This is a genomic window from Prevotella pectinovora, assembly GCF_041323955.1.
Lineage (GTDB): Bacteria > Bacteroidota > Bacteroidia > Bacteroidales > Bacteroidaceae > Prevotella > Prevotella pectinovora.
This window is the reverse complement of the sequence record NZ_JBGLIV010000001.1, coordinates 943,348-966,581: the sequence shown is the minus strand read 5'-3', so window position 1 is coordinate 966,581 and position 23,234 is coordinate 943,348. Positions and strand designations below refer to the sequence as shown.

Here is a 23,234-nt window from a genome sequence, read left to right as displayed (position 1 = left end):
TCATAACGCTATGACCAGAGAAGAACTCATAAAACAGATTTTCACGAAGAAAACCTTCCTTTGCGTCGGACTCGACACCGACATCAAGAAAATCCCGCAACACCTGCTCGGCGGCGAAGACCCCATCTTCGCCTTCAACAAGCAGATAATCGACGCCACCGCAAAATACTGCGTGGCTTACAAGCCCAACCTCGCCTTCTACGAGAGCATGGGAGTGAAGGGACTCGTCTCCTTCGAGAAGACAATCAACTATCTCAAGGGGGCCTACCCCGACCACTTCATCATCGCCGACGCCAAACGCGGAGACATCGGAAACACATCAACCATGTATGCCCGCACATTCTTCGAGGAATACAACATCGACTCGCTCACCGTGGCACCGTATATGGGAGAAGACAGCGTGGTGCCGTTCCTGCAATACGAGGGCAAATGGGTGATACTGCTCGCCCTGACCAGCAACAAGGGGTCTCACGACTTCCAGCTCACCGCCGACCAGAGCGGCGAGCGCCTCTTCGAGAAAGTGCTCCGCACATCGCAGAAGTGGGGCGACAAAAACAACATGATGTATGTGGTGGGCGCCACACAGGGCAAGATGTTTGAAGACATCCGCAGGATAGCCCCCGACCACTTCCTGCTCGTGCCGGGAGTGGGCGCACAGGGCGGAAGCCTCGAGGAGGTGTGCAAATACGGCATGAACAAAGACTGCGGACTGCTCGTGAACAGCAGCCGTGGCATCATCTACGCCAGCTCCGGCACTGACTTTGCACAGGTGGCGGCCGCCAAGGCTGCCGAGCTGCAGCAGCAGATGCAGGAGGAACTGGAGAAAATCAGATAAACGGGAGACTGGAGAAAGTAACCTTGCTTCACCACTCCAGCCCCCACCTGGCCTCCCCCAAAGGGGAGGGACAGATAGTATTGAGCGCTGACAATCAATCAGACAACGGGAAACCGTCTGCCCCCGGCAAGACGAAACGAACAAAGCCGGCTCCGGAAGTCGTCATACGACAGACTCCGAAGCCGGCTTGGCTTTTCTCTGTTCAGCCCCAATCGGGCAGAGGGGTTCGTCTGCTGTTGTTGTTCATATATAGGTGTTTTGTGGTTAGCCAATCAGTTGCTTGCATTCTCTGTTCCGCCGCTTTGCACTTCTGTTTCGCCGCTTTGCGATTCCGTTCCGCCGTGTTGTGCATGATTTTCTTGAGTGTGGGAGGTAGGTCTGCCGTATCCAACTTGTCGGAGAATGTATAGCCGTTGGAAAAGTCTTTACAACATTTTTCCCATTTTCCCATTTTCCCATCTTCCCAACGGGAAATGGTGTTTTTATCTAAGTTATTATATATCAATATATTATCTTTTTTATTACATTTATTTTTTGTTATATGGGAAGATGGGAAGATGGGAAAATGGGAATTTTGGGAAAAAACGCCTTCTCTTTTCCCTCTTTCCCTTGCCATCTCCTTGAGGTCAACATTAGCCAGATCTCTTGCCATCTGGAAGAAAGTTGCGATAGTGATTCCTCCCTTGTTTCCTTTCATGCAGTTGTCGTATAGACGGTTGCATTCCCGTGTGTCGTAGTCGGCGTTCATCTGCGAGAGTCGGTCGAAAATCTGTCTGCCAACCTCTCCGAGTCCGTCTGAAAGTGCGAAGGCGAGTCTCAGCCAGTTGTCGTAGCCCTGACACGCCTCATGCAGCTGCTCGACAGCCGCAAGCCCGGAGAGCCCACATGGATAGAAATAAAGTGAGAAAGCCGCCGACATACTGATTTTTTGCCGTGCAAAATGGCAGCATTCAAAAAATGTTGCTATATTTGCACGGCAAAAGAAATCTAATACACAGATTCGTTAAATCAAAACCACTAACGAGCATGAACAAGATAATACAGAAACAACAATTTTCAGAAAAAGTATTCAAATTCGAAATCGAAGCGCCCCTCATAGCAAAAAGCCGCAAGGCAGGCAACTTCGTGATAATCAGAGTGGACAAAAACAGTGAGAGAATGCCGCTCACCATAGCCGACGCCGACACCCACAGGGGCACCATAACGCTCGTGGTGCAGGAAGTGGGACTCTCGTCCAGGAAACTCTGCAGGCTCAGCGAGGGCGACTACGTGGAAGACGTGGTGGGACCGCTCGGAAGCCCCACACACATACAGAACTTCGGCACCGTGGTGTGCGCCGGAGGAGGAGTGGGCACAGCACCCCTGCTGCCCATCATCAAGGCGCTCAAGAAGGCGGGAAACAGAATTCTCTCCGTGATAGCCGGAAGAAACAAAGACCTCATCATACTCGAAGACGAGGTGAGGGAATACAGCGACGAGGTGATCGTGATGACCGACGACGGATCTTACGGCGAGAAGGGAGTGGTGACCATAGGAATAGAGAAATTCATCAACCAGGAACACATTGACAAGGTGGTGGCCATCGGCCCCCCGATAATGATGAAATTCTGCTGCCTGCTCACCGGAAAATATAATATCCCCACCGACGTGTCGCTCAACACAATCATGGTGGACGGCACGGGAATGTGCGGCGCATGCCGACTGACAATCGGAGGAAAGACAAAGTTCGTATGCATCGACGGACCGGAATTCGACGGAGCACTCGTTGACTGGGACGAGATGTTCAAGAGAATGGGCACATTCAAGGCGGTTGAGAGAGAAGAGATGGAACATTTCGAAGAGCATCTGTGCAGGCCAGAGACCGCTGAATGCAACTGCGGAGCCAAGGCGCAGACCAACGGCGATGGCGCCCCGGCAGCCTTCACCACAGAGACACTGGAGCAGCTCAAGGACAGAGAGGCGGAATGGCGCAAAGAGCTGCGCAAGAGCATGAAGCCGAAGGAGCGCATGGCGATAGAACGCGTGGAGATGCCGGAGCTGAGCCCCGAATACAGAATCGCACACCGCAAGGAAGAGGTGAACCAGGGGATAACGCTCGAAATGGCTCAGCGCGAAGCCCACAGATGCCTGGACTGCGCAAAGCCGTCGTGCACGGAAGGATGCCCCGTGAGCATCGACATACCTTCGTTTATAAAGAACATAGAGCGCGGAAACATACAGGGAGCCGCACGGGTGCTCAAGAACACATCATCGCTGCCTGCCGTATGCGGACGAGTATGCCCGCAGGAGAAGCAATGCGAAAGCAGATGCATACACCTGAAGATGAACGAGCCGGCGGTGGCGATAGGATATCTGGAGAGATTCGCAGCCGACTACGCACAGAGATGCGGCGAACAGAACGACGGAAGGCCGGAGAGCAACGGAGTGAAAGTGGCAGTGGTGGGCTCAGGACCATCGGGACTAAGCTTCGCAGGCGACATGGCAAAAAGGGGCTACGAGGTGCACGTGTTTGAAGCGCTGCACGAAATCGGTGGAGTGCTGAAATACGGAATTCCGGAGTTCAGACTGCCCAACCACATCGTGGACGTGGAGATAGAAAACCTCAGGAAGCTCGGAGTGGAGTTCACCACAGACTGCATCATCGGAAAGACCATCACCATAGAGCAGCTCAAGGAAGAGGGATTCAAGGGATTCTTCGTGGGAAGCGGAGCAGGACTGCCTAACTTCATGAACATACCGGGAGAGAACGCCATCAACATAATGTCGTCTAACGAATACCTCACACGTGTGAACCTCATGGACGCTGCCGACCCGAAGACGGACACACCGATGAACTTCGGCAAGAAGGTGCTCGTGATTGGCGGAGGAAACACGGCAATGGACTCTTGCAGAACAGCAAAGAGACTGGGAGCCGACGTGACAATAGTATACAGACGCTCTGAGGCTGAAATGCCGGCAAGACTGGAAGAGGTGAGACACGCCAAGGAGGAGGGGATAAATTTCCTCAACCTGCACAATCCTATTGAATACATCGCCGACAAAAACGGTGCCGTATGCAAGGCGGTGCTACAGGTGATGGAACTGGGAGAGCCCGACGCCAGCGGAAGAAGAAGTCCGAAACCAATAGAAGGCAAGACCCTGACCGTGGAGACCGACCAGGTGATAGTAGCGGTGGGCGTGTCGCCGAACCCCCTCGTGCCGAAATCCATCGAGGGACTGGAACTGGGCAGGAAAGACACCATCGCCGTGGACGACTGCATGCAGAGCTCGAGGAAGGAAATCTTCGCCGGAGGCGACATCGTGCGCGGCGGAGCCACGGTGATCCTGGCTATGGGCGACGGCAGACGTGCCGCCGAAAACATGGACAAGGCGCTCAAGGGCAGCAAATAATGCCCAGCCTGGATATAGCTGATAGGACTAATAAGACTGATAGGACTTATAGGAGATATAGGTTTTATCAGTCCTATTAGTCTTATCAGTCCTATAGGACTTATAGGACTTATAGGAGATATAGCCCCCCTATCCGCGCTCCTTTATCCATCCATACCTGTAGGCATAGAGGAGCTTCTTGAGATATTCGATCTGGCCGCGCAGGTCATCGCCGATGTCGGTGTCGGCAACGAGCATCCTGTGAGAAGACATCTCCACGATCTTGGTGAAACTCTTGATGTCGGTGCCGCGCTTGATGGCATCCTCCTCGCTCGTGAACGGCTCGTGCTGCACAAGGAAGAAGCCGCGGCTGTGATAGATGAGCGTGTAGCCGGCAATGCCCGTCTCCTTGTGGTAGGCCTTGGAGAAACCGCCGTCGATGACCATCAGCTTGCCGTTGGCCTTTATCGGGTTCTCGCCGCTTCCGGCATGCACGGGCACGTGGCCGTTGATGATGTGGCGGTTGGGATGGCGCACCTCGAAGGCGTCGAGAATCCTGTCCACCACTTCTTCGTTGTCTCTCATCTTGAAATAGTTGCCCTTATACTCCTTGTGGGTCTCGGCGTCTTCAAGGAAATAACGCTCGAAGGTGGCCATCTTGGACTTGTCGAAGAGTGTGGAGTCGGGACCGCACCACAGATACATGAAATAGTCGCGCGCGAAATCACGCATTGCCTCGGAACTGTCGTTCTGGAACGCCGCACGCACGAGGAGACCCGTATGGTGCATCAGCTCCCTGCCGCTGTATTTCTTGCCACCGAACAGCTCCACTTCCTTCAGGGAGCCGTCGTCGTTGAGAGGCACCGAAGCATGGAAGAGCAGGTTGTTGTTGGTGATGTTGTACATACAGCCGTGGCTGAGCAGCAGCTCTATATGGTTGCGCAGCTTCTCGCTCACGGTGAACGAATGGTGGAGCTTCTTCATGAGTTCCTCCTCTTCCTTCGTCAGCACGTTGGGATGCTTGGGGTCTACCGTGGGGAAAAGGCAGCTCTTCATGGCATATTCCTTGCCGCCGATTGTGCACACGCCCTTGTCGTAGTCAACGTTGTTGAAGAGCATGCGGTCTTTCATCTTCCACTCAGGGTGCTTCTTTATCAAGGCGGCTTCCACCTTGAACTGGATTACGGAGATGGCTTTGTGCATCATGGCGATGAGGCGAACGGTCTTCTCATCGAGAACGCCTGTGCCGCCTGAGGTCTTCGGGATGAATTCCAGGCATGGGTCGTCCTTGTAGGTCTCCATGGCGAAAGTGGCAAGGGGCAGCAGGTTTATTCCGTAGCCCTCCTCCAGGGTGGTGAGGTTGGCATAGCGCAGCGAGATTCTCACCACGTTGGTGATGCAGGCGTCGTTGCCGGCACAGGCTCCCATCCACAGCATGTCGTGATTGCCCCACTGGATGTCCCAGTTGTGATAATGGGTGAGAAGGTTCAATATCTTGTGGGCGGCAGGACCGCGGTCGTAGATGTCGCCCAGAATATGGAGCCGGTCGATGGCAAGGCGCTGGATAACGTGGGCGATGGCGATGATGAAGTCGTCGGCGCTGTCGGTCTCTATCATGCTGTCGATGACGGCAGTCACGTAGCCAGCCTTGTCGATGTCGTCGGAATGCTCATGCAGAAGCTCCTGGATGATGTAGGAGAACTCCTTGGGCAGGGATTTCCTGACTTTCGAACGGGTGTATTTGCTCGACACATCGCGGCAGATGGTGACAAGCTGGTGGATGGTGATGTGGTACCAGTCGTTGATGTCTTCCTCTACGAGCTTCACCATCTCGAGCTTCTGCTCGGGATAATAGATGAGAGTGCAGAGGTCGCGGAGCTCCGTATCGCGGATCTGGTTGCCGAAAAGCTCGTTCACTTTTCTCTTGATGTTGCCCGAAGCATTCTTCAGCACATGCTGGAATGACTCGTAGGCGCCGTGGATGTCGGCAAGGAAATGCTCTGTTCCCTTAGGCAGATTGAGGATGGCCTGGAGGTTTATTATCTCCGTGCTCGCATCCGCAATGGTAGGGAAGGTCTTTGACAACAACTGCAGATACTGCAGTTCGTTCTCTTGCGGTTGGTTTAAGTTTTTCTTCATATTATATTAGATTTGAAAAGTTGTTTCTTCATATTATATTGGAGTTGAAAAGCTGCTGCTCCATATCATATGGATTTGAAAAGTTACTTCTTCACATTATATTGGATTTGAAAAGTTGCTTCTGCATTTTGCATAAATCCTTTTCACGTGAGAGTTTTACGGGTACATGCCCTTTTTCAAGGAACATGCTGTGGACGAGGAGTGTGAGGATGCGGGAACTGAACTCCAGTATGCCCAGATCTGAAAGCATCTCTTCGAGCACATATTCGTTGTAGTCTTCAAACCTTGCATAGAGATACAGGTCGGAAAGGTTTTTGCGCGTCACTCTTCGGGTGTCTGTCAGGTGCTTCATGTTGAGAAGCATGACGCAGAGGAGAAGTTCGCTCTTGTATTCTGAATAGTCCTCGGAAACCTGATGCATTCTGGATGTCTTTATCGAAGGCTTGTCCCTTTTCAGTTCGCTCCTGAAGGCAACCACAGAATGGCGGTCCACAGTCTGGGGGTCGAACTCGCCGGGTGTACCCATCAGCGACTCGTAGGCCATGCGCACCTCGGGAAGAATGTCCTGGTCTGAGGAATGAAGCTGGATGCGTCGCCAATGCTCGGCGGAAAGGGTGGCGAGCTCTGACTTTATCTTCTGCAGGGGCAGGAATACGGTGTCGGCATCCTTGCCGGAAGACAGTATGGCTCCCAATGCCGCCAGACCGTTTTCTATATATACGTCTTTTTCGCTCATCAGCCAGAAGGGATTGCTGTCGATGATCTTCCGGTATACGGAGAACATGGTGGATGCGAGGCGCGGGGTGTCTGCTTCACCGTTGATGCTCTTGATGCGGGTGGCCACGGAAAGGCGGCCCGAACTGCCCAACGCATGACGGAACATCTGCTTCATACGCTCCGTTTCCTGGTTGGAGCTTGTGAGGACAGTGGCTCCGGTGTGCTTGAGAAGCATCCGGGAAACTATCGTCCTCTTCAGCCTAAGGGGCAGAGGGATGTTGCTCAAATGCCAGGGCATCATCGAGTTGTATGGGGAGAAGACCACGGGAATCCTCATGGCAAAGGCCCATCTCATGATCTGAAGAGAATACAGGTCTGCAAATGAATGTATGTGGATTATCTCTGCCGAGGTAGCGGCAACGACATGCCTGAACTGTTTCTTGCCTCCCTTGATCCATGGACGGGAGGAGGAGAAACAATATACCTTGTCTGTCCCTACGCGTGCTGCAAATTCAGATTGCTGTGACTTGTCTGTCAACACATAATTAGAGAGGTCTTGTGTGTTGAACGAAAACAAGTCGTCAAGCAGGGTCTGCCGTATTGAACCTGAATCTGAACGTGGAATGCAATGGAGTATATTCATGGCACATGCTTTTAAAAATCAATTCAGTATTTTGGTCAGCTCTCATTATTGTATATTGTTGGGGTCAACCTCATCATCGTCTATTGTTGTGGGCAACTCTCATTATTGCCTATAGTTTGGGGCAACTCCAATTATCGTCTATTGTTATAACGTTGTGGAACGGGATATATTGCATCGCACTGGCTTTTTAACGCCCAAACGCTCATCATTGATGTTACATTTTATGACTGCTTGCAGCCTTTGCTTTTTTACAAGCTGATTGATGGCCGTTTGGGCGAGGGGCTTAAAGCTTGTGGCTTATGAAGTCATATTTGTCGGCGAAACGATATTTCAGCAGTCTCATGCAGTTTCTGAAAGGTAGCGTCTGTTCCAACCACCATAATTTGACGAACGACATTCCGTGAAGATACGGGCGCAGGCGGACGGACAGAATCACCGTGCGCAGAACGAACGACAGGAGCAACGCAAAGACCGCACAGCCGCAGAGTATCCACATCCGGGCGATGGCTGAACAGGCTATCAGGGCGGTAAGCAGGATGTTGGCCGACAGCATGGAAACTATGCCAAGATTGAATGTGAACCTCGGGAGTCTGGAGTTGCGAAGCGTCTTGCGTATTGCAAGATAGTTGAGACACTTGTTTGTCCAACCCTTGTGAGACGGGGTGTCTTCTATCACCATAGCTTCGGGGGATGCAAAGACCAGCGTGTTGGATTCCGTGGAGAATTTGTTTGCCAGGAATTCAAACTCGCCTCTCGTGTATTTCAGATTCCCGTCATAGCCCTTGCCCTCGATGAACATGGATTTTCTGAACAGTACTACTTTGCCGGAATAGCCTGCTGTCCTGCCTCTTTGCGACAGGGCCAACTGGCGATAGAGACTGTAGGTGTTGTCGAAGAGACGGGCTGACGGGGCGTCGGAGCTGAAATTGCTGTAGCCCAACACCATCTGGCAATCGCCGGATATGGACCTGCGGGATATGGAGTCAAGGAATGTGGCTTTCTCCGGATAGCAATCCACATCCGTCAAGAGCACCCAGTCGTATCTGGCTGCCTTCACGCCAATGGTCACGGCAAGCTTCTTCCTGCTCATATAGCGGGACGAAGACGGGATGAAAGTGGTGTATAGCGACGGGGAACCCGAATATCGCTTGAGGATTGACTCAACCTGAGGGTCGTTGCCCGAAACGACTACAATGACCTGATATCTGCCGCCATACGACTGGTCAAGCCATTGTGGCAGATTCTTCTTGAGGTCTTCACCCTCGTCATCAACAGTCATGACTACTGAAATGCCGGGCAATGAAACATCGTTGACAGGCAATGAGGAGCCGTCAATGTCTGACTTCCCTACCTTCAATTTCAGAATCAACGCGTTTACGATTGGAGACAAAAGCGCAAGCAATATTGCAACGCCTCCTAACACCATTGTCTTATCATCAACTACTAACATTTTATACTGCCTTCCTTATAACCAAGTTTTAAGTTAATAATCTATATTCAGCTCCTCAGACACGTAACCGTCAGGCAACTTCCTGCAGTTGTACTGTGAAGCCATAATCTCTCCATAGGCACCTGCCGACCGGATGGCTATAAAATCCCCTCTCCTACTACAATTCAAGTCTGCCGCCTTTGCAAACACGTCGCTCGACTCGCAGATCGGTCCGACCACATCGTAGGTCTCCATAGGCCCGTCGCTTGAAATGTTCTCTATCTTATGATAGGCCTGATACAAAGCCGGTCTTATCAGATCTGTCATTCCGGCATCAAGGATAAGGAACTTCTTGGAAACTCCATCCTTGACATACAACACTCTGGTAATCAACGACCCACATTGACCTACTACAGCACGCCCAAGCTCGAAATGCAAAGTCTGATGAGGACGAAGCTTCAGGAATCTGGCATACGTGTTGAAATACCCCTTGAAGTCGGGAACAGAGGCTCTGTCAGGCTCATGATAGTCAATTCCGAGACCTCCGCCTACATTCAATGACTCAACTATAATATGATGGCGCTCAAGCTGTTGCTGGAGGTCGTTGATGCGATTGCACAACGCCTCAAAGTCGCCCATGTCGAGAATCTGTGAACCTATATGGAAATGCAATCCTCTGAACTTCACGTTCTTCATGTTGACTGCAAGACGGATTACCGGTTCCATCTCCTCCATAGGTATTCCGAACTTGTTCTCTGCCAGACCTGTGGTTATGTTAGCATGGGTATGGGCACCTACATCAGGGTTTATCCTGAATGCCACATTCGCGATTTTGCCCTTCGCCCTGGCGATTTCATCAATCACCTCAAGCTCAGGGATGCTTTCGACATTGAAACATTGTATGTCGTTGTCTATGCCAAGCGCTATTTCCCAATCGCTTTTGCCTACACCGGCAAAGACTATCCTGTCATGCGGAAAACCACTACGCAGGGCCGCCTTTATCTCACCTCCACTCACGCAGTCGGCGCCAAGTCCGTAATGGCGGATTACATTCAGTATCTTGGGGTTGGCATTTGCCTTGACTGCATAATGGACACGGAAATTATCGTGTCTGCCTGCCTCTCTGTTTATCTCCTCTAAAGTCTTGCTCAAGAGGGACGTGTCATAGAAATAAAACGGAGTTTCGATTTCCATGAACTTGTCAACGGGGAATATTCCTTTCATTCTTCGTGTTGTGTGTCGTTGTTGTGTGTCGTTTATTGCTTTTCTTTATTTGAAGAGAGTGTCGCTCAAGCTCTGGAGCGCAGCCTTCTTGTCGCTTTCCCGGATGAGAAATGAAATGTTGTAATTGCTGCCGCCATATGAAATCATTCTCACGGGGATGTTCTTCAATGCATCCGTGGCGAGCGTCTCAAAGCCTACATTGCTCCAGTCAAGATCTCCGACAACGCAGACAATGCACATGTCGGTGTCTACGGTCACAGTGCCATACTTCTTCAATTCATCCACTATTTCAGCCAGATGGGTGTCGTTGTCTATACTCATCGAAACGCCGACCTCGCTGGTTGCCACCATGTCGATTGCCGTCTGGTAGCTCTCGAAAATCTCAAAGACTTTTCTCAAGAAGCCAGTAGCCAGAAGCATGCGGCTGCTCTTTATCTTGATAGCCGTGATATTGTCTTTTGCAGCTACTGCCTTGATTTTCCCCCTCAAAGTGACATTATCTATGATAGTGCCTTGAGCTTCCGGTTCCATCGTGTTCAGAAGGCGTACGGGGATGCCGGCATATTTTGCAGGCTGGATGCAAGTAGGATGCAGGATCTTGGCACCGAAATAGGCAAGCTCTGCTGCCTCCTCAAAGTGAAGCTGCCTTACGGCTTCTGTACCGTCAACGATGCGTGGGTCGTTGTTGTGCATTCCGTCAATGTCTGTCCATATCTGTATCTCTTCGGCGTTTATCGCAGCTCCGATAAGCGAAGCGGTGTAGTCGCTGCCGCCTCTCTGCAAGTTGTCTATCTCGCCATAGGCATTACGGCATATGAAACCTTGTGTTATATAGATTTGCTTTCCTTTGACTTCCTCAAGCAAAGCGGTCAATTTCTCCTTGATATACGATGTGTCAGGTTCGCCGTTCTTGTCTGTGCGCATGAAATCAAGTGCCGACAACAACTCTGCATCGACTCCGCATTCTTTCAGGTAGTTCACGACCATGTTCGTACTCATGATCTCACCCTGTGCCACTATGCTCTTCTCCTCAAAACTAGTGAAGAGGTCTTTTGTGAACGAACGTAGATAATTGAATTCCTCACGGAGAAAACTACGCGTTTCCTTTTTCCATTTTTCTGTAGAATACAAATCTTCTACGTGTGACATGTATTTCTGTTCAAGGCGGTTTATCACTTCGTTGGCGCCTTCCGGATTCTTCCTGTACAGATAATTGGATATCTCAACCAATGAGTTTGTGGTACCCGACATCGCTGACAACACGATGACAACAGGTTCACCACTGCTAGTTATCAATTTTGAGACACTTTTCATCCTCTCTGGAGAACCAACAGATGTGCCTCCGAATTTCATTACTTTCATAATTATATCTTTTAGTGTTCGCGTGTATTTCCTACATCGACATCTTGTCAATGTCTTGTTCCTCTAATGTGCCGTTCTGGCAACTGTATACGATTCCGGGATATTTGTCAATCATCGGGATGTTGTGGGTTGACATAATGACTGCTGTGCCTTTCTGGCTTATGGATTTCAACAGGGACACGATATTAGAGGCCGTCTCCACATCAAGATTTCCTGTAGGCTCATCAGCTATGATTATCTTTGGAGTATTGAGCAAAGCCCGTGATATAGCTATTCGCTGCTGCTCACCGCCAGACAGTTGGTGAGGCATCTTGTTTATAGCGTCACTCATCCCCACTGCATCAAGCACTTCGTTTATCCGGTCATCTACAGAAGCCTTGTCACGCCAACCTGTGGCGCGCAAAACGAATCTGAGATTATCATAAACTGTCCTGTCGTGAAGAAGCTGGAAATCCTGGAAAATGATTCCTATCCCTTTCCTCAGCTGTGGTATCTGCCTGCGCTTTATTGTCAAAAGATTGTGGTCAAGAACATTGGCACAATCTGCGCTTTCAATGTCAAGTTCACAATACATAGTCTTGAGCAGACTGCTCTTTCCTGCTCCGACCTTACCTATTATATATATGAATTCACCTTCGTCAACATGGAAGTTGACATTCTCCAAAACGCATTTGGATTCTTGGCAAATATTCACATTCTTGAAATCAACTAACATTATATATTGTTCTAATTATTTTTTTAACTTCAATTTCCCTGTTTATCTTGAATGATCAACATATCAAACAACACATACATTAAAGATGTCAAATATACAAAGGACTTTCAAGAAACTATATGGAATACATATTCTCAAAGGTCTCTATTGACAATAATTAATTATGTTTTTAGCGTCTCGATGTATAAATATCAGCGGAAAACGCCTTGTTGACATGAAAATTAATGCAAATATACTATTTTTTAATGACACTAAATTAAACGATATGATAAAAATAGATTTTTATCGTGTTTACTATATATTTATTTCTCCCCGACAACATAATCAGCTCTTGTCGACACCAGATTATTGTCTGTTCCTCGCTAAGGTCGGAATATGCCCTGACATCAATCCATCTTCGATTTGGAATAAACAGCCGGCATGGGCATAAAACACTACACGTTAAATCTCGATCATGATTTTAACGATAATTATTGGGGATAATTGCCAATATAATTTCCAGATAAATGTTTTTTTTATAATTTTGTATTCAAACAAATAAACATAATTAAATTCTAGCAGATGAACATTCTAAAGATTATAGCAACATCATTAATAATACTCTCAGGACAAGGGATTTATGCACAGAAAACGATGAAGGACGTTTGGAAAGAAATGCCGGATTCTATTTTGCCAATAATGAACAGCAGTATCCGAAGCGACATTGTTGACAATGACAATGTTGATGAAAATAAAGAAGGAATCAAGAACCTTTTAGGGGGCGAACTTAAATTGGTATCTCTTAATGACAAATTCATTGATGTCAGACTATCAGAGAAATCAGGTGTACAGTTACTGCTTCTGAAAAAAGACACCGGCACAGATCTGATATGCATGAACAGGTATTACGGCAATCCCGCAGCTGAAAGCGATGTGGACTTTTACACCATTGACTGGACCCCAGTTGATACAGAGAAAAACGTAGTAATATCTGCAAGAGATGATTTTTACAGTCAAGTAATTGATTCCCTGAAAAAAGAAACCGGGAAGAAAGAACCTGCAGTATTAGACCCGATAATGATTGTCGTTTCTCTTTCGGATAAAGAAAATGGCGAATTGACATTTAACACATACGTTCCACTTAAAATTTCCACAGATGTGGATTTACCAGACTTTAAAATGCAAAGATGTCTTAAATGGAATGGATGTTGTTTTAAATAATGTTTATTCAGACAATCTTTTTATTGAAACTGTTGCATTTCACTATATAATCAACTATATTTGCAACGTGTTTTTCATGGTATTAGATTATTAAGGTTAATAAAAGATTGGTTGTCGTGAGACAATCAATTTTTTTGTTTTATTGTAAGCTGCTGCTCCCATGGCTCTTGACCAATAAGCACATGCTCATCCGTTCCTTGATGGACGGCTCTTACCGTCCGAACCAAGTCAAAATGTTTTTTTGAGCAACGAAGTCTGGAAAAAACTCGCCAATGAACCCAGCAGTATATCTATGGCCTTTTTCTGTTAACGACGAGACGCCAAAGATAATGCCATAATTTGAAAGGCACTTCCCAAAATACTTCATCTGGCGACAATCGTCGAATTTGAACATTTCGACTATGTTTTCGCTTCAGGTTGGCAATACTGCCAACTTCACAATCTCGTGACATACGGACATCAAAATGTCCGAAATTACCCGCTTGCATAATCTCGTTCAAAAGTAGTTCACCATATTCAGCATTTGGGTTGACCAAAAACTTTTCCTCAGGCAATCCGAACACGACATGAAGGACAAACATCAACGCTGAAGCAAAACGCAAAAGCCCAAACCGCTTCAGAAGATTGACAACATATCGATTGTCACCATCTCTTATAATACAGTAATAATAATCCATCAACTGCCGAAGACCTATCCCCTCGTCAAAGAAATGTCTGTAAATATGTATTAGAAGAAAGACGGCATTGAAATCTCTCGTCGGGCAAGCAATCCTCTCCCCTCCTTCTGAAATCATCACACTATTTGCCATCTGATATGGTGCAACCTTATCAAACCAATTCTGCAATCGGATGTTATGAATCGGATTCCAGAGCCATGTAGGACGAAAGTGAACCTCTACGTCTGTATCAGTAAAAAAAAATGCATCCACGTGGTGATACACTATTTCACCAATATCCACATCCAATTTCTTCAAAAGGGATACAATACGCTTTCTTCCCCCAGTCAGCCATATATCAATATCTCCAGGATTGCGCAACATTGGATCTGGATAATACAATGCCACACCCTGTCCTTTTAGCACAGAACTTTTCACGCCCTTCAAAGAAAGCCCCCTATAGAGAGAAACTACCTGTGTGTTGAGCTGCTTGTTCATTTCACGAATTTTACAGGATGATGCATACCATGAAAACAAAATATCACGTGGAGGACGTTGCTCTTGAGGTAATCTCTCAATGACAGGAAACAAAACTCCTAACAAAGTCTGATTATTGGCAATATCGTAAACTTTCGCCCACTCATCCGCATTAGGTGTTCCTGATAAGACGAACCTATGAAAGAGCCCCATCTGTATCAACTCGAAGAAATATTTCTCTGAACTTTCCATTAATTAATTGAAGAAACAATTCATTTTGTCGTATAAAAATCCATGGTATTTACCCCCAAACGGTCATTAGGCCGTTTATTGAATTATTTAATGACTTCTTGCTGTCATTTGTTTTTATAAGATGCCTTTTGTCTGTTTTTAATTCGCAACAGCTCGTATTACTCATTAAAAGCCAAACAAAATCCACTCTTCTAAAAAATCAAAATCCAAGCAAGCACTAATGACCGATTTGGGTTAACAAACCCAACAATTAGATATACGCATTCAATTTCTACATTAAATGTATAATAACATTTTAGGGCAGTTTCGATAATAAAAAAATTTCAGAAACTGCCCTAAATAGTATATGACATTCATTCTATATTAACCAAAAGTACCTTAGAATAAATGTATAGTATTATTCCTCAGCCGGTTTCATGTTAGTATAAACGTTCTGAACGTCGTCATCATCCTCAAGGATATCAACCATTTTGTCGATTACCTCACGTTGTTCAGGAGTAACATCCTTTAGATCCGTTGGAATACGAGTGAACTCAGCACCAGTAATCTCGATACCATTGGCTTCAAGATGCTTCTGCAGATCGCTAAAGCTCTTAGGGTCACCATATATAGTAACCTCGTTGGTCTCTTCATCGAAATCATATTCCTCTTCAACACCATAGTCAATGAATTCAAGGATGAGTTCGTCCATATCAAGATCCGCCTGCTTCTTGAATGTAAACACGCACTTCTGATCAAAAAGGAAAGACAAGGAACCTTGTGTTCCCAAGTTGCCACCATACTTGTTGAATACGGCACGCACGTTGGCTACAGTACGGGTTGTGTTGTCTGTCGCGGCATCCACGAAGATAGCCACTCCATGAGGTCCGTATCCCTCGTAGGTTACTTCCTTGAAATCCTTCTGGTCTTTGCCCATTGCGTTTTTTATCGCACGCTCAACGTTAGCATTAGGCATGTTCTCACGCTTGGCAGTCTGAATGATAGCTCTCAGGTGAGGATTGTTTTCAGGATCAGGACCACCAGCCTTGACTGCAATGGCAATCTGTTTGCCAATCTTTGTAAACGTACGGGCCATATGTCCCCATCTCTTCATCTTAGTCGCTTTGCGATATTCAAATGCTCTTCCCATTGGAGTAATTGTTTTATAATGTTTTTAAATTGTTATCTTTTTGAAAAACCATCAGTGATTAAAAACCATCATCTCAGCTCAGCGTTCAATTGCTTTTTCAGATTAGCAATCAATTTGGTCATCACTGCCTCGATATGCTTCTCCGTAAGTGTCTTCTCCTCATCCTGAAGGATAAAGTTAACGGCGTAACTCTTCTTGCCAGCAGGAAGATTCTTTCCCTCATATACATCGAAGAGTTCTACTTTTTTAAGCAACTTCTTTTCAGACTGGTAGGCAATCTTTTCTATCTCAACGAATTCTACATTAGAGTCTACCAATAACGCCAAGTCACGGCTTACAGGTGGGAACTTGCTTATCTCATGGAAGTTTACAGTATTCTTGCGTACTGCCTTCATAAGGAGAGTCCAGTTAATCTCTGCATAATATACCGGCAACTCAATATCAAACTCTTTGAGGTGTTTCTTTGCTATAACACCCATTTCGGCAATGAGTTTTCCTCCTCTGTTCTCTATAGCGATTGCTGACGAGAAAATATCATTGTCGCTTTTCTTGAACACGACAGCAGCAAACGACAACCCTACTCTACGAAGGATATTCTCGACATATGCTTTCAGTTCATAGAACGATGTGTCTTCTTCGGGATGAGCCCAACTGCCACTCACCCTCTTACCGGTAAGCCAAAGGCCAAGATGATATTCCTCCTTGTAAGCAGCCTGTGGATTATCCACTGTATGCTTTTCTGCATTGTAATCATAGACATTGCCAAACTCGAAGAAACGAAGATTAGGATTCTTGCGTTTTATATTATATTCAAGACTCTCCAATCCGCCAAACAACAATGTCTCACGCATCACATTAAGATCGGAACTCAACGGATTCATAATGCGAACAAGATGATCTGCATGATAGTGGTTGAGAGCTTTGTAGTAGTCACCCTTTGTAAGAGAGTTGTTCAATATCTCATTGAATCCACATCCTACCAGCTGCTCTCCTATAAGATTTTCAGCTTTATGTTTCAAGTCTTCCTCACCTTTTATCACCAAGGAGCTTTTCAGCTGTGTTGGTATCTCTACGTTGTTATAGCCATAAATCCTCAAGATATCCTCAACCACGTCGCATGGACGCTGCACGTCAACACGATAAGCTGGTATCTGAAGTTTCAGACCTTCGGCATTCTCATCCAGCACCTTCATCTCAAGAGATTCGACAATGCTCTTTATCATGTCTTCCCCAATGACTTTACCAACAAGAGAATTAACGTATTCATACTTTAATTCAACCACAGGATCGGGTATCGGTTCAGGATATACATCCTTTATCTGCATAGACACCTTTGCACCAGCAAGTTCCTTACACAACAGAGCTGCCTGCTTCAGAGCATAAATCACTCCGTTTGGATCTATACCACGCTCAAAACGGAAAGATGCATCAGTACTCAATCCATGACGACGAGCACTTTTACGTATCCAGGTCGGATGGAAATATGCGCTCTCAAGCACTACATTCACCGTAGTATCGTAAGTGCCACTACCCTTGCCACCAAAAACGCCAGCTATACACATCGGTTCTTCAGCATTGCATATGGCAAGGTCGCGCTCACTGAGCTTATGTTCCACTCCATCAAGAGTAACGAAAGGCGTTCCCTCTGGCATAGTCTTAACTACTATCTTGTGATTCTTCACCATATCTGCATCAAAGCAATGCAGTGGCTGTCCATATGCCATCATCACATAGTTGGTAATGTCAACTATGTTGTTTATCGGACGAATGCCTATTACGTTGAGTTTTTTCTGAAGCCATTCCGGACTTTCGGTAACCTTACAGCCTGTCAGACTAACACAAGCATAACGTTTACAAGCCTCGGCACACTGAATTTCGACATCAATCGGAAGACATTCATTGTCAACTTCAAATGCATCGCAGCCCGGACGATGGAGACTTGTCTCATAGCCATTACGTTTCAACCACGCATAGAGATCACGTGCCACTCCCCAATGCGAAAGAGCATCCGCACGATTGGCCGTTATGTCGATTTCTATCAACCAGTCACTCTCCAGATTATAATATTCTGCAGCGGGTGTACCCTCTTTAGCAGTATCCGGCAAAACGATGATACCATCATGGCTTGTACCTACGCCTATTTCATCTTCGGCACATATCATACCATAGCTTTCCACTCCGCGTAGTTTAGACTTCTTGATAACGAATTCCTTATCGCCATCATAAAGCACACAACCCAAATCTGCCACAATAACCTTCTGACCAGCAGCAACATTAGGCGCTCCGCACACTATCTGAGAAGGGGTTTCATGTCCTAAGTCAACAGTTGTAACATGTAAATGATCCGAATTGGGATGGGCCTCACAAGTAAGGACCTTGCCTACAAACAGGCCTTTGAGACCACCTTGTATACTTTGCACTTCCTCAAGAGAATCTACTTCAAGACCTTCAGAAGTCAAAGCGTCGCATACTTCTTGTGGAGTAAGGTTGAAATCAACATACTCCTTCAACCATTTGTAAGATATATTCATTATGATGTATTTTTACAATTTCGTTTGAGTCGGGACAAAAGTACTAAAAAATAGGCTATTAAACAAACCTTTACCTAAAAAATGACAATATGTCCTGACGTAACCTTCTAAAACGCCTATTCTCTTTCTGAATGAAAGGCAGTTAAAGTCTGGCTACATATTCAGCTGCTGCATCGGCACATCGCTCTCCATCTACTCCTGCAGAGACTATTCCGCCTGCATAACCAGCACCCTCGCCACACGGGAAGAGCCCATGTAAAGTAACATGCTGGAGAGTCTCTTTGTCTCGCAATATCCGTACTGGTGAGGAAGTCCTTGTTTCTACCGCCATAAGCACAGCGTCGTTTGTCAAGAAACCGCGACTCATACCGCCAAATTTCACGAACCCCTGCTGCAATCTATGGCTTATCATTGGGGGCAACCAAAAATGCAACGGACTGGAAATCAATCCCGGAGCATAAGATGCCTTTGGCAAATCATAGCTAAGCTTCGACTTCACGAAATCTCCCATTCTTTGTGCAGGAGCAGTCTGCCGCATATTGCCGTTTATCCAGCAATCACGTTCCAATTTTTCCTGAAAAGCCATCATTTTCAAATCCCCTTCTCCGTCTATGTCCTCCGGCCTAACCTCTACGACCATACCACTGTTAGACCATTGTGTTCCTCTATTGCTGGGACTCATGCCGTTGACAACAATCTGCTCCTTGTCAGTAGCCGCAGGAATAACAAAGCCACCCGGACACATGCAGAAAGAATAAACGCCCCTACCCTCAACCTGAGTGACAAAACTATATTCTGCTGCAGGCAAATACTTGCCACGTCCTTTCTTGTTATGATACTGAATCTGGTCTATTAGCGCAGCAGGATGTTCAAGTCTAACTCCGACTGCAATGCCTTTTGCCTCTATCGCCACGCCAGCCGAGCCAAGATACCGATACACATCACGGGCAGAATGGCCAGTGGCAAGGATAACCGGTCCATGGAAAACCTTCTGGATGCCATTCTGGAGGTCTATGCATTCAACGCCTATTACCGCATCACCTTCAACTAACAATGAAGTCATCTTAGTTTGGAAATGAACTTCACCACCACATCTGATTATAGTATTGCGCATTGATTCTATGACCGACGGAAGCCTGTCGGTACCTATATGCGGATGAGCGTCTGAGAGAATTGATGTAGATGCACCGTGCTGGCAGAAGACATTGAGTATTTTTTCTATGTCGCCCCGTTTCTTACTTCGAGTATACAGTTTTCCATCAGAATATGCCCCTGCTCCACCCTCGCCAAAGCAATAATTGCTCTCTGGATCTACTTTCTGCATCTTGGTTATAAGCGACAGGTCTTTCTTTCTGTCCCGCACATTCTTGCCACGCTCTAAGACTATTGGTCTAAAGCCTTTCTCCACAAGCCTCAGGGCAGCAAAAAGACCTCCCGGACCGGCTCCTACCACAATGACGCAGTTGCCATCCGACACATCATTATATTCTGTATGCACGTACTCCTCGTCTGTCGGTTGTTCATTTATGTATGTCCTCACTTTAAGATTCACAAATATATTGCGTTGCCTAGCATCAATACTACGTCTGAGCACTCGCACTGACGTGATTGTCCGTGTATCAATTGCCAGTTCTTCAGCAAGATAATCCTTCAATAGACTTTCTGTAGCCGCAATCTGAGGAGCGACTCTAACATGTAACTCTTTTATCATATTATCATTTATATTGATATCAGCATCCTGAAAAGAAATCGCCATTCTCCATTAAGGCAAAAGACTGCTTTGACAATGCGGAAACAACGCCATGAAGACATGCGAACAAGTGTTTCTTATGCAAGACAAAGGTTACACAGAACAACAATCAAGCAAAAATAACAATGAGCACAATAAGAACTCAGTGTTAATACCCACCTATTCCGACAGAAGAAGACACCCCATTAAAGCATCTAAAATACATTCAACTATATAGAGACCAATGCCTTCTGCCTGTCAATCATATTTCATCAATGCAAAACTACACCTATATCATAGGACAAGAACGACGATGAAAAGCGAAATAAAAAATTAAGGAACGAATCCTTGGTATCGTCCCTTAACCTTTATTATCATCGTATTTATTTCTTAGCTGGCTTATAAGCCTTATTCAAGCCCGCGATAACCTCATTGGTTATATCGTATGCTTTGTCAGCATAAAGAATATTATCACCGGCCTTGCTCAATATCAAGCCATATTTCTTGTCTTTATTGTATGCAGCAAGATAATGCTGTATGCTATCGCGCAATGCCTTGTTGAATGTATTGGTCTCATTCTGGAACTCTGCTCCTAGTCTCTGCTGAAGAGCCTGCAAGTCAGCACCCTGTTTTTGAAGATTTGCCTGGACAGCCTCAGCCTGTTGCTGAGTATATTTGTTGTTCTGTACATCCTGCTGAAACTTTGCAGCTGCAGCCTGCAAAGAATTCTGCTTAGCAGCCAGAGTGTTTTCTATATTCTGACTCTTTTTCTGGAGTATAAGTGAATATTCCTTACAGAATTTATACTGTGACATGATTGAGTCTACCTCAACATAAGCAATCTTTACAGAGCCAGACTGAGTAGCATGAGCCTGAGTCTTTTCATCAACCTTTTGCGCTTCCTTGTTGCAAGAAGCCATTGCCAGCAAAGCAATTGCCATAACTGACATTACACGAACCATTTTCTTGTTCATCTTATTAATATTCCGTTTTTTGTTATTACCAATTTATATTTGCCATCAGACACCGCATATATAACGGATTCTCCATTAATTATTGCATATATTGCAAATATTAACATGCGCAATAAGCGGTTTTCAAGCTTTTTGCCTAAATTTGCATGCAAAGATAGAATATTATATGAAAAATAAAGAATGAAGAATGAAGAATTTTGGTCAAGCTACTGATTTTATTGACGTTGCTAACAATATTTTCATCATTCAAAGATTCTGAACTTACAAACTTTAAACTTTAAATAAATATACATTTATGAACAACAGCGAATTAAAACCAGCTTGTGTCTTTGAACAATTTGCAAGGGTCAACCAAATTCCCCGCCCTTCTAAACACGAAGAGAAGATGATTGAATTCTTGAAAGAATTCGGAGAGAGCAGAAACCTCGACACACAGGTAGACAAGACAGGCAACGTAATCATCAGGAAACCTGCTACCAAGGGATACGAAGACCGCAAGACCGTAATTCTGCAGAGCCACATGGATATGGTTTGCGAAAAACTTGTAGACGTCGATATCGACTTCACGAAAGACGCTATCCAAACTTATGTTGACGGTGAATGGATGAAGGCAAAGGGAACTACTCTGGGAGCTGATGACGGTATCGGATGTGCCATCGAAATGGCTATTCTCGACAGCAACGAGATAGAGCACGGACCTATTGAATGCGTATTCACACGCGACGAGGAAACAGGACTTACCGGAGCTCACGGAATGGAGTCTGGATTCATGAAAGGCAACATGCTTATCAATCTGGATAGCGAAGACGAAGGACAGATATTTATAAGTTGTGCCGGTGGACAGACAACTACTGCAACCTTCAAATTCAACAAGGAAGAGGCTCCCGCTGACTATTTCTTCATGAAGGCAAGCATCAACGGACTCGTAGGCGGACATAGCGGTGACGACATCAACAAGAAGCGTGCAAACTGCATCAAGTTCCTTACCCGTTTCCTCTTCACCGAGCAGGAGAAGACAGACCTCCGCTTGGCTAACTTCAATGCCGGCCGCATGCACAACGCTATCCCCCGCGATGGAATGGTAGTGTTCGCCGTGCCTGCAAAAGACAAGGAAACCATAAAGGCTGACTGGAACATCATGGTAGCAGGATTTGAGGATGAGTTCCACGTAACAGAACCAAATATGACCGCCGCCCTTGAGAGTTGCGAGGCTGAAAGAGTTTTACCGAAAGAGAACTCTACAAAGTTCATATACGCCCTTCAAGCCGTATATAACGGTGTATTGGCAATGTGCCAGGACAAAGAACTTGAATGGATGGTGGAGACATCCAACAATGTTGCAAGTGTTGTAACGAAGGATACAGAAATCGTTGTAGTAGCTTCACAACGCTCAAACGTGATGAGCAACCTGCAGAATATGACAAACACAGTCAAGGCAGCTTTCATATTGGGAGGAGCTGAAGTCACTGTTGACGACTCTTACCCAGCATGGAAGATGAATCCAAACAGCGAGCTGACAAAGATAGTTGTTGAAACATACAAGAAACTTTTCAAGAAAGACCCACTGGTAATCGGTATTCACGCCGGTCTGGAATGTGGTCTCTTCTCAGAGAAATATCCACAGATGGATATGGTTTCTTTCGGACCTACACTCCGTGGCGTTCACTCTCCAGACGAGCGTCTTCTCATTCCTACCGTACAAATGGTTTGGGATCACCTGTTAGAGATTCTAAAGAACATGCCTAAGAAATAACAAGATCAGACTCTAGAAAAGAGAACAACAATAAAAGCTGAACCGCACATGTAAAATGCAGTTCAGCTTTTATTGTTGTTTCATATTAAAACGATGACAC

General features: G+C 46.2%; 16 protein-coding genes. 4 read left to right on the top strand and 12 right to left on the bottom strand.

Annotation, left to right across the window (positions count from 1 at the left end):
- Positions 1-10: 10 nt before the first annotated feature.
- The gene (gene pyrF, locus ACDC99_RS03820) at positions 11-835 is read left to right on the top strand and encodes an orotidine-5'-phosphate decarboxylase (protein ID WP_042520072.1); all 825 of its coding nucleotides are present in this window, start codon (positions 11-13) and stop codon (positions 833-835) included.
- A 202-nt stretch (positions 836-1,037) separates the two neighbouring features.
- Here the strand turns inward: pyrF and ACDC99_RS03815 are convergent, their stop codons facing one another.
- Positions 1,038-1,754 (bottom strand): PriCT-2 domain-containing protein, encoded by a 717-nt coding sequence (locus tag ACDC99_RS03815; RefSeq protein ID WP_370755885.1) that lies wholly within the window; start codon positions 1,752-1,754, stop codon positions 1,038-1,040.
- 107 nt (positions 1,755-1,861) lie between these two features.
- On the opposite strand from ACDC99_RS03815, the gene ACDC99_RS03810 reads away from it, so the two are divergent.
- Complete coding sequence (locus tag ACDC99_RS03810) at positions 1,862-4,225, top strand: bifunctional dihydroorotate dehydrogenase B NAD binding subunit/NADPH-dependent glutamate synthase (RefSeq protein ID WP_370755884.1); 2,364 nt, start codon at positions 1,862-1,864, stop codon at positions 4,223-4,225.
- A 129-nt stretch (positions 4,226-4,354) separates the two neighbouring features.
- Here the strand turns inward: ACDC99_RS03810 and ACDC99_RS03805 are convergent, their stop codons facing one another.
- From ACDC99_RS03805 to ACDC99_RS03780, 6 genes are all read right to left on the bottom strand, one after another.
- Positions 4,355-6,343, bottom strand: coding sequence for a fructose-bisphosphatase class III (locus ACDC99_RS03805; RefSeq protein WP_044064541.1), 1,989 nt, complete (start codon positions 6,341-6,343; stop codon positions 4,355-4,357).
- Between the two features lie 91 nt (positions 6,344-6,434).
- Positions 6,435-7,703 carry a glycosyltransferase gene (locus tag ACDC99_RS03800; RefSeq protein ID WP_370755882.1) on the bottom strand — a complete coding sequence of 423 codons (1,269 nt, stop codon included), beginning with the start codon at positions 7,701-7,703 and terminating at the stop codon, positions 6,435-6,437.
- A gap of 283 nt (positions 7,704-7,986) precedes the next feature.
- On the bottom strand, positions 7,987-9,153 hold the full coding sequence (locus ACDC99_RS03795) for a glycosyltransferase (protein ID WP_370755880.1): 1,167 nt from the start codon (positions 9,151-9,153) through the stop codon (positions 7,987-7,989).
- A gap of 33 nt (positions 9,154-9,186) precedes the next feature.
- Positions 9,187-10,356 (bottom strand): diaminopimelate decarboxylase, encoded by a 1,170-nt coding sequence (gene lysA / locus ACDC99_RS03790; RefSeq protein ID WP_044073181.1) that lies wholly within the window; start codon positions 10,354-10,356, stop codon positions 9,187-9,189.
- A gap of 45 nt (positions 10,357-10,401) precedes the next feature.
- Positions 10,402-11,718 (bottom strand): aspartate kinase, encoded by a 1,317-nt coding sequence (locus ACDC99_RS03785; protein ID WP_022317295.1) that lies wholly within the window; start codon positions 11,716-11,718, stop codon positions 10,402-10,404.
- Positions 11,719-11,749: 31 nt separating this feature from the next.
- Complete coding sequence (locus ACDC99_RS03780) at positions 11,750-12,433, bottom strand: cell division ATP-binding protein FtsE (protein WP_022317296.1); 684 nt, start codon at positions 12,431-12,433, stop codon at positions 11,750-11,752.
- A gap of 561 nt (positions 12,434-12,994) precedes the next feature.
- Between ACDC99_RS03780 and ACDC99_RS03775 the strand changes: the two genes are divergently transcribed.
- Positions 12,995-13,633 (top strand): DUF3256 family protein, encoded by a 639-nt coding sequence (locus ACDC99_RS03775; protein ID WP_370755877.1) that lies wholly within the window; start codon positions 12,995-12,997, stop codon positions 13,631-13,633.
- A gap of 290 nt (positions 13,634-13,923) precedes the next feature.
- Here ACDC99_RS03775 and ACDC99_RS03770 read toward each other — a convergent pair whose 3' ends face one another.
- From ACDC99_RS03770 to ACDC99_RS03750, 5 genes are all read right to left on the bottom strand, one after another.
- On the bottom strand, positions 13,924-15,018 hold the full coding sequence (locus tag ACDC99_RS03770; RefSeq protein WP_288574504.1) for a nucleotidyltransferase domain-containing protein: 1,095 nt from the start codon (positions 15,016-15,018) through the stop codon (positions 13,924-13,926).
- Positions 15,019-15,415: 397 nt separating this feature from the next.
- Positions 15,416-16,147: a YebC/PmpR family DNA-binding transcriptional regulator gene (locus tag ACDC99_RS03765; RefSeq protein ID WP_042519429.1), complete on the bottom strand. Its 732-nt coding sequence runs from the start codon at positions 16,145-16,147 to the stop codon at positions 15,416-15,418.
- 68 nt (positions 16,148-16,215) lie between these two features.
- A complete protein-coding gene (gene pheT, locus ACDC99_RS03760) occupies positions 16,216-18,678 on the bottom strand; it encodes a phenylalanine--tRNA ligase subunit beta (protein ID WP_022317302.1) in 2,463 nt (820 codons plus the stop codon).
- Positions 18,679-18,820: 142 nt separating this feature from the next.
- A complete protein-coding gene (locus tag ACDC99_RS03755) occupies positions 18,821-20,389 on the bottom strand; it encodes an NAD(P)/FAD-dependent oxidoreductase (RefSeq protein ID WP_042519510.1) in 1,569 nt (522 codons plus the stop codon).
- A 401-nt stretch (positions 20,390-20,790) separates the two neighbouring features.
- A complete protein-coding gene (locus ACDC99_RS03750; protein ID WP_042519431.1) occupies positions 20,791-21,381 on the bottom strand; it encodes an OmpH/Skp family outer membrane protein in 591 nt (196 codons plus the stop codon).
- 295 nt (positions 21,382-21,676) lie between these two features.
- On the opposite strand from ACDC99_RS03750, the gene ACDC99_RS03745 reads away from it, so the two are divergent.
- The gene (locus ACDC99_RS03745) at positions 21,677-23,134 is read left to right on the top strand and encodes an aminoacyl-histidine dipeptidase (RefSeq protein WP_044065923.1); all 1,458 of its coding nucleotides are present in this window, start codon (positions 21,677-21,679) and stop codon (positions 23,132-23,134) included.
- Positions 23,135-23,234 lie beyond the last annotated feature (100 nt).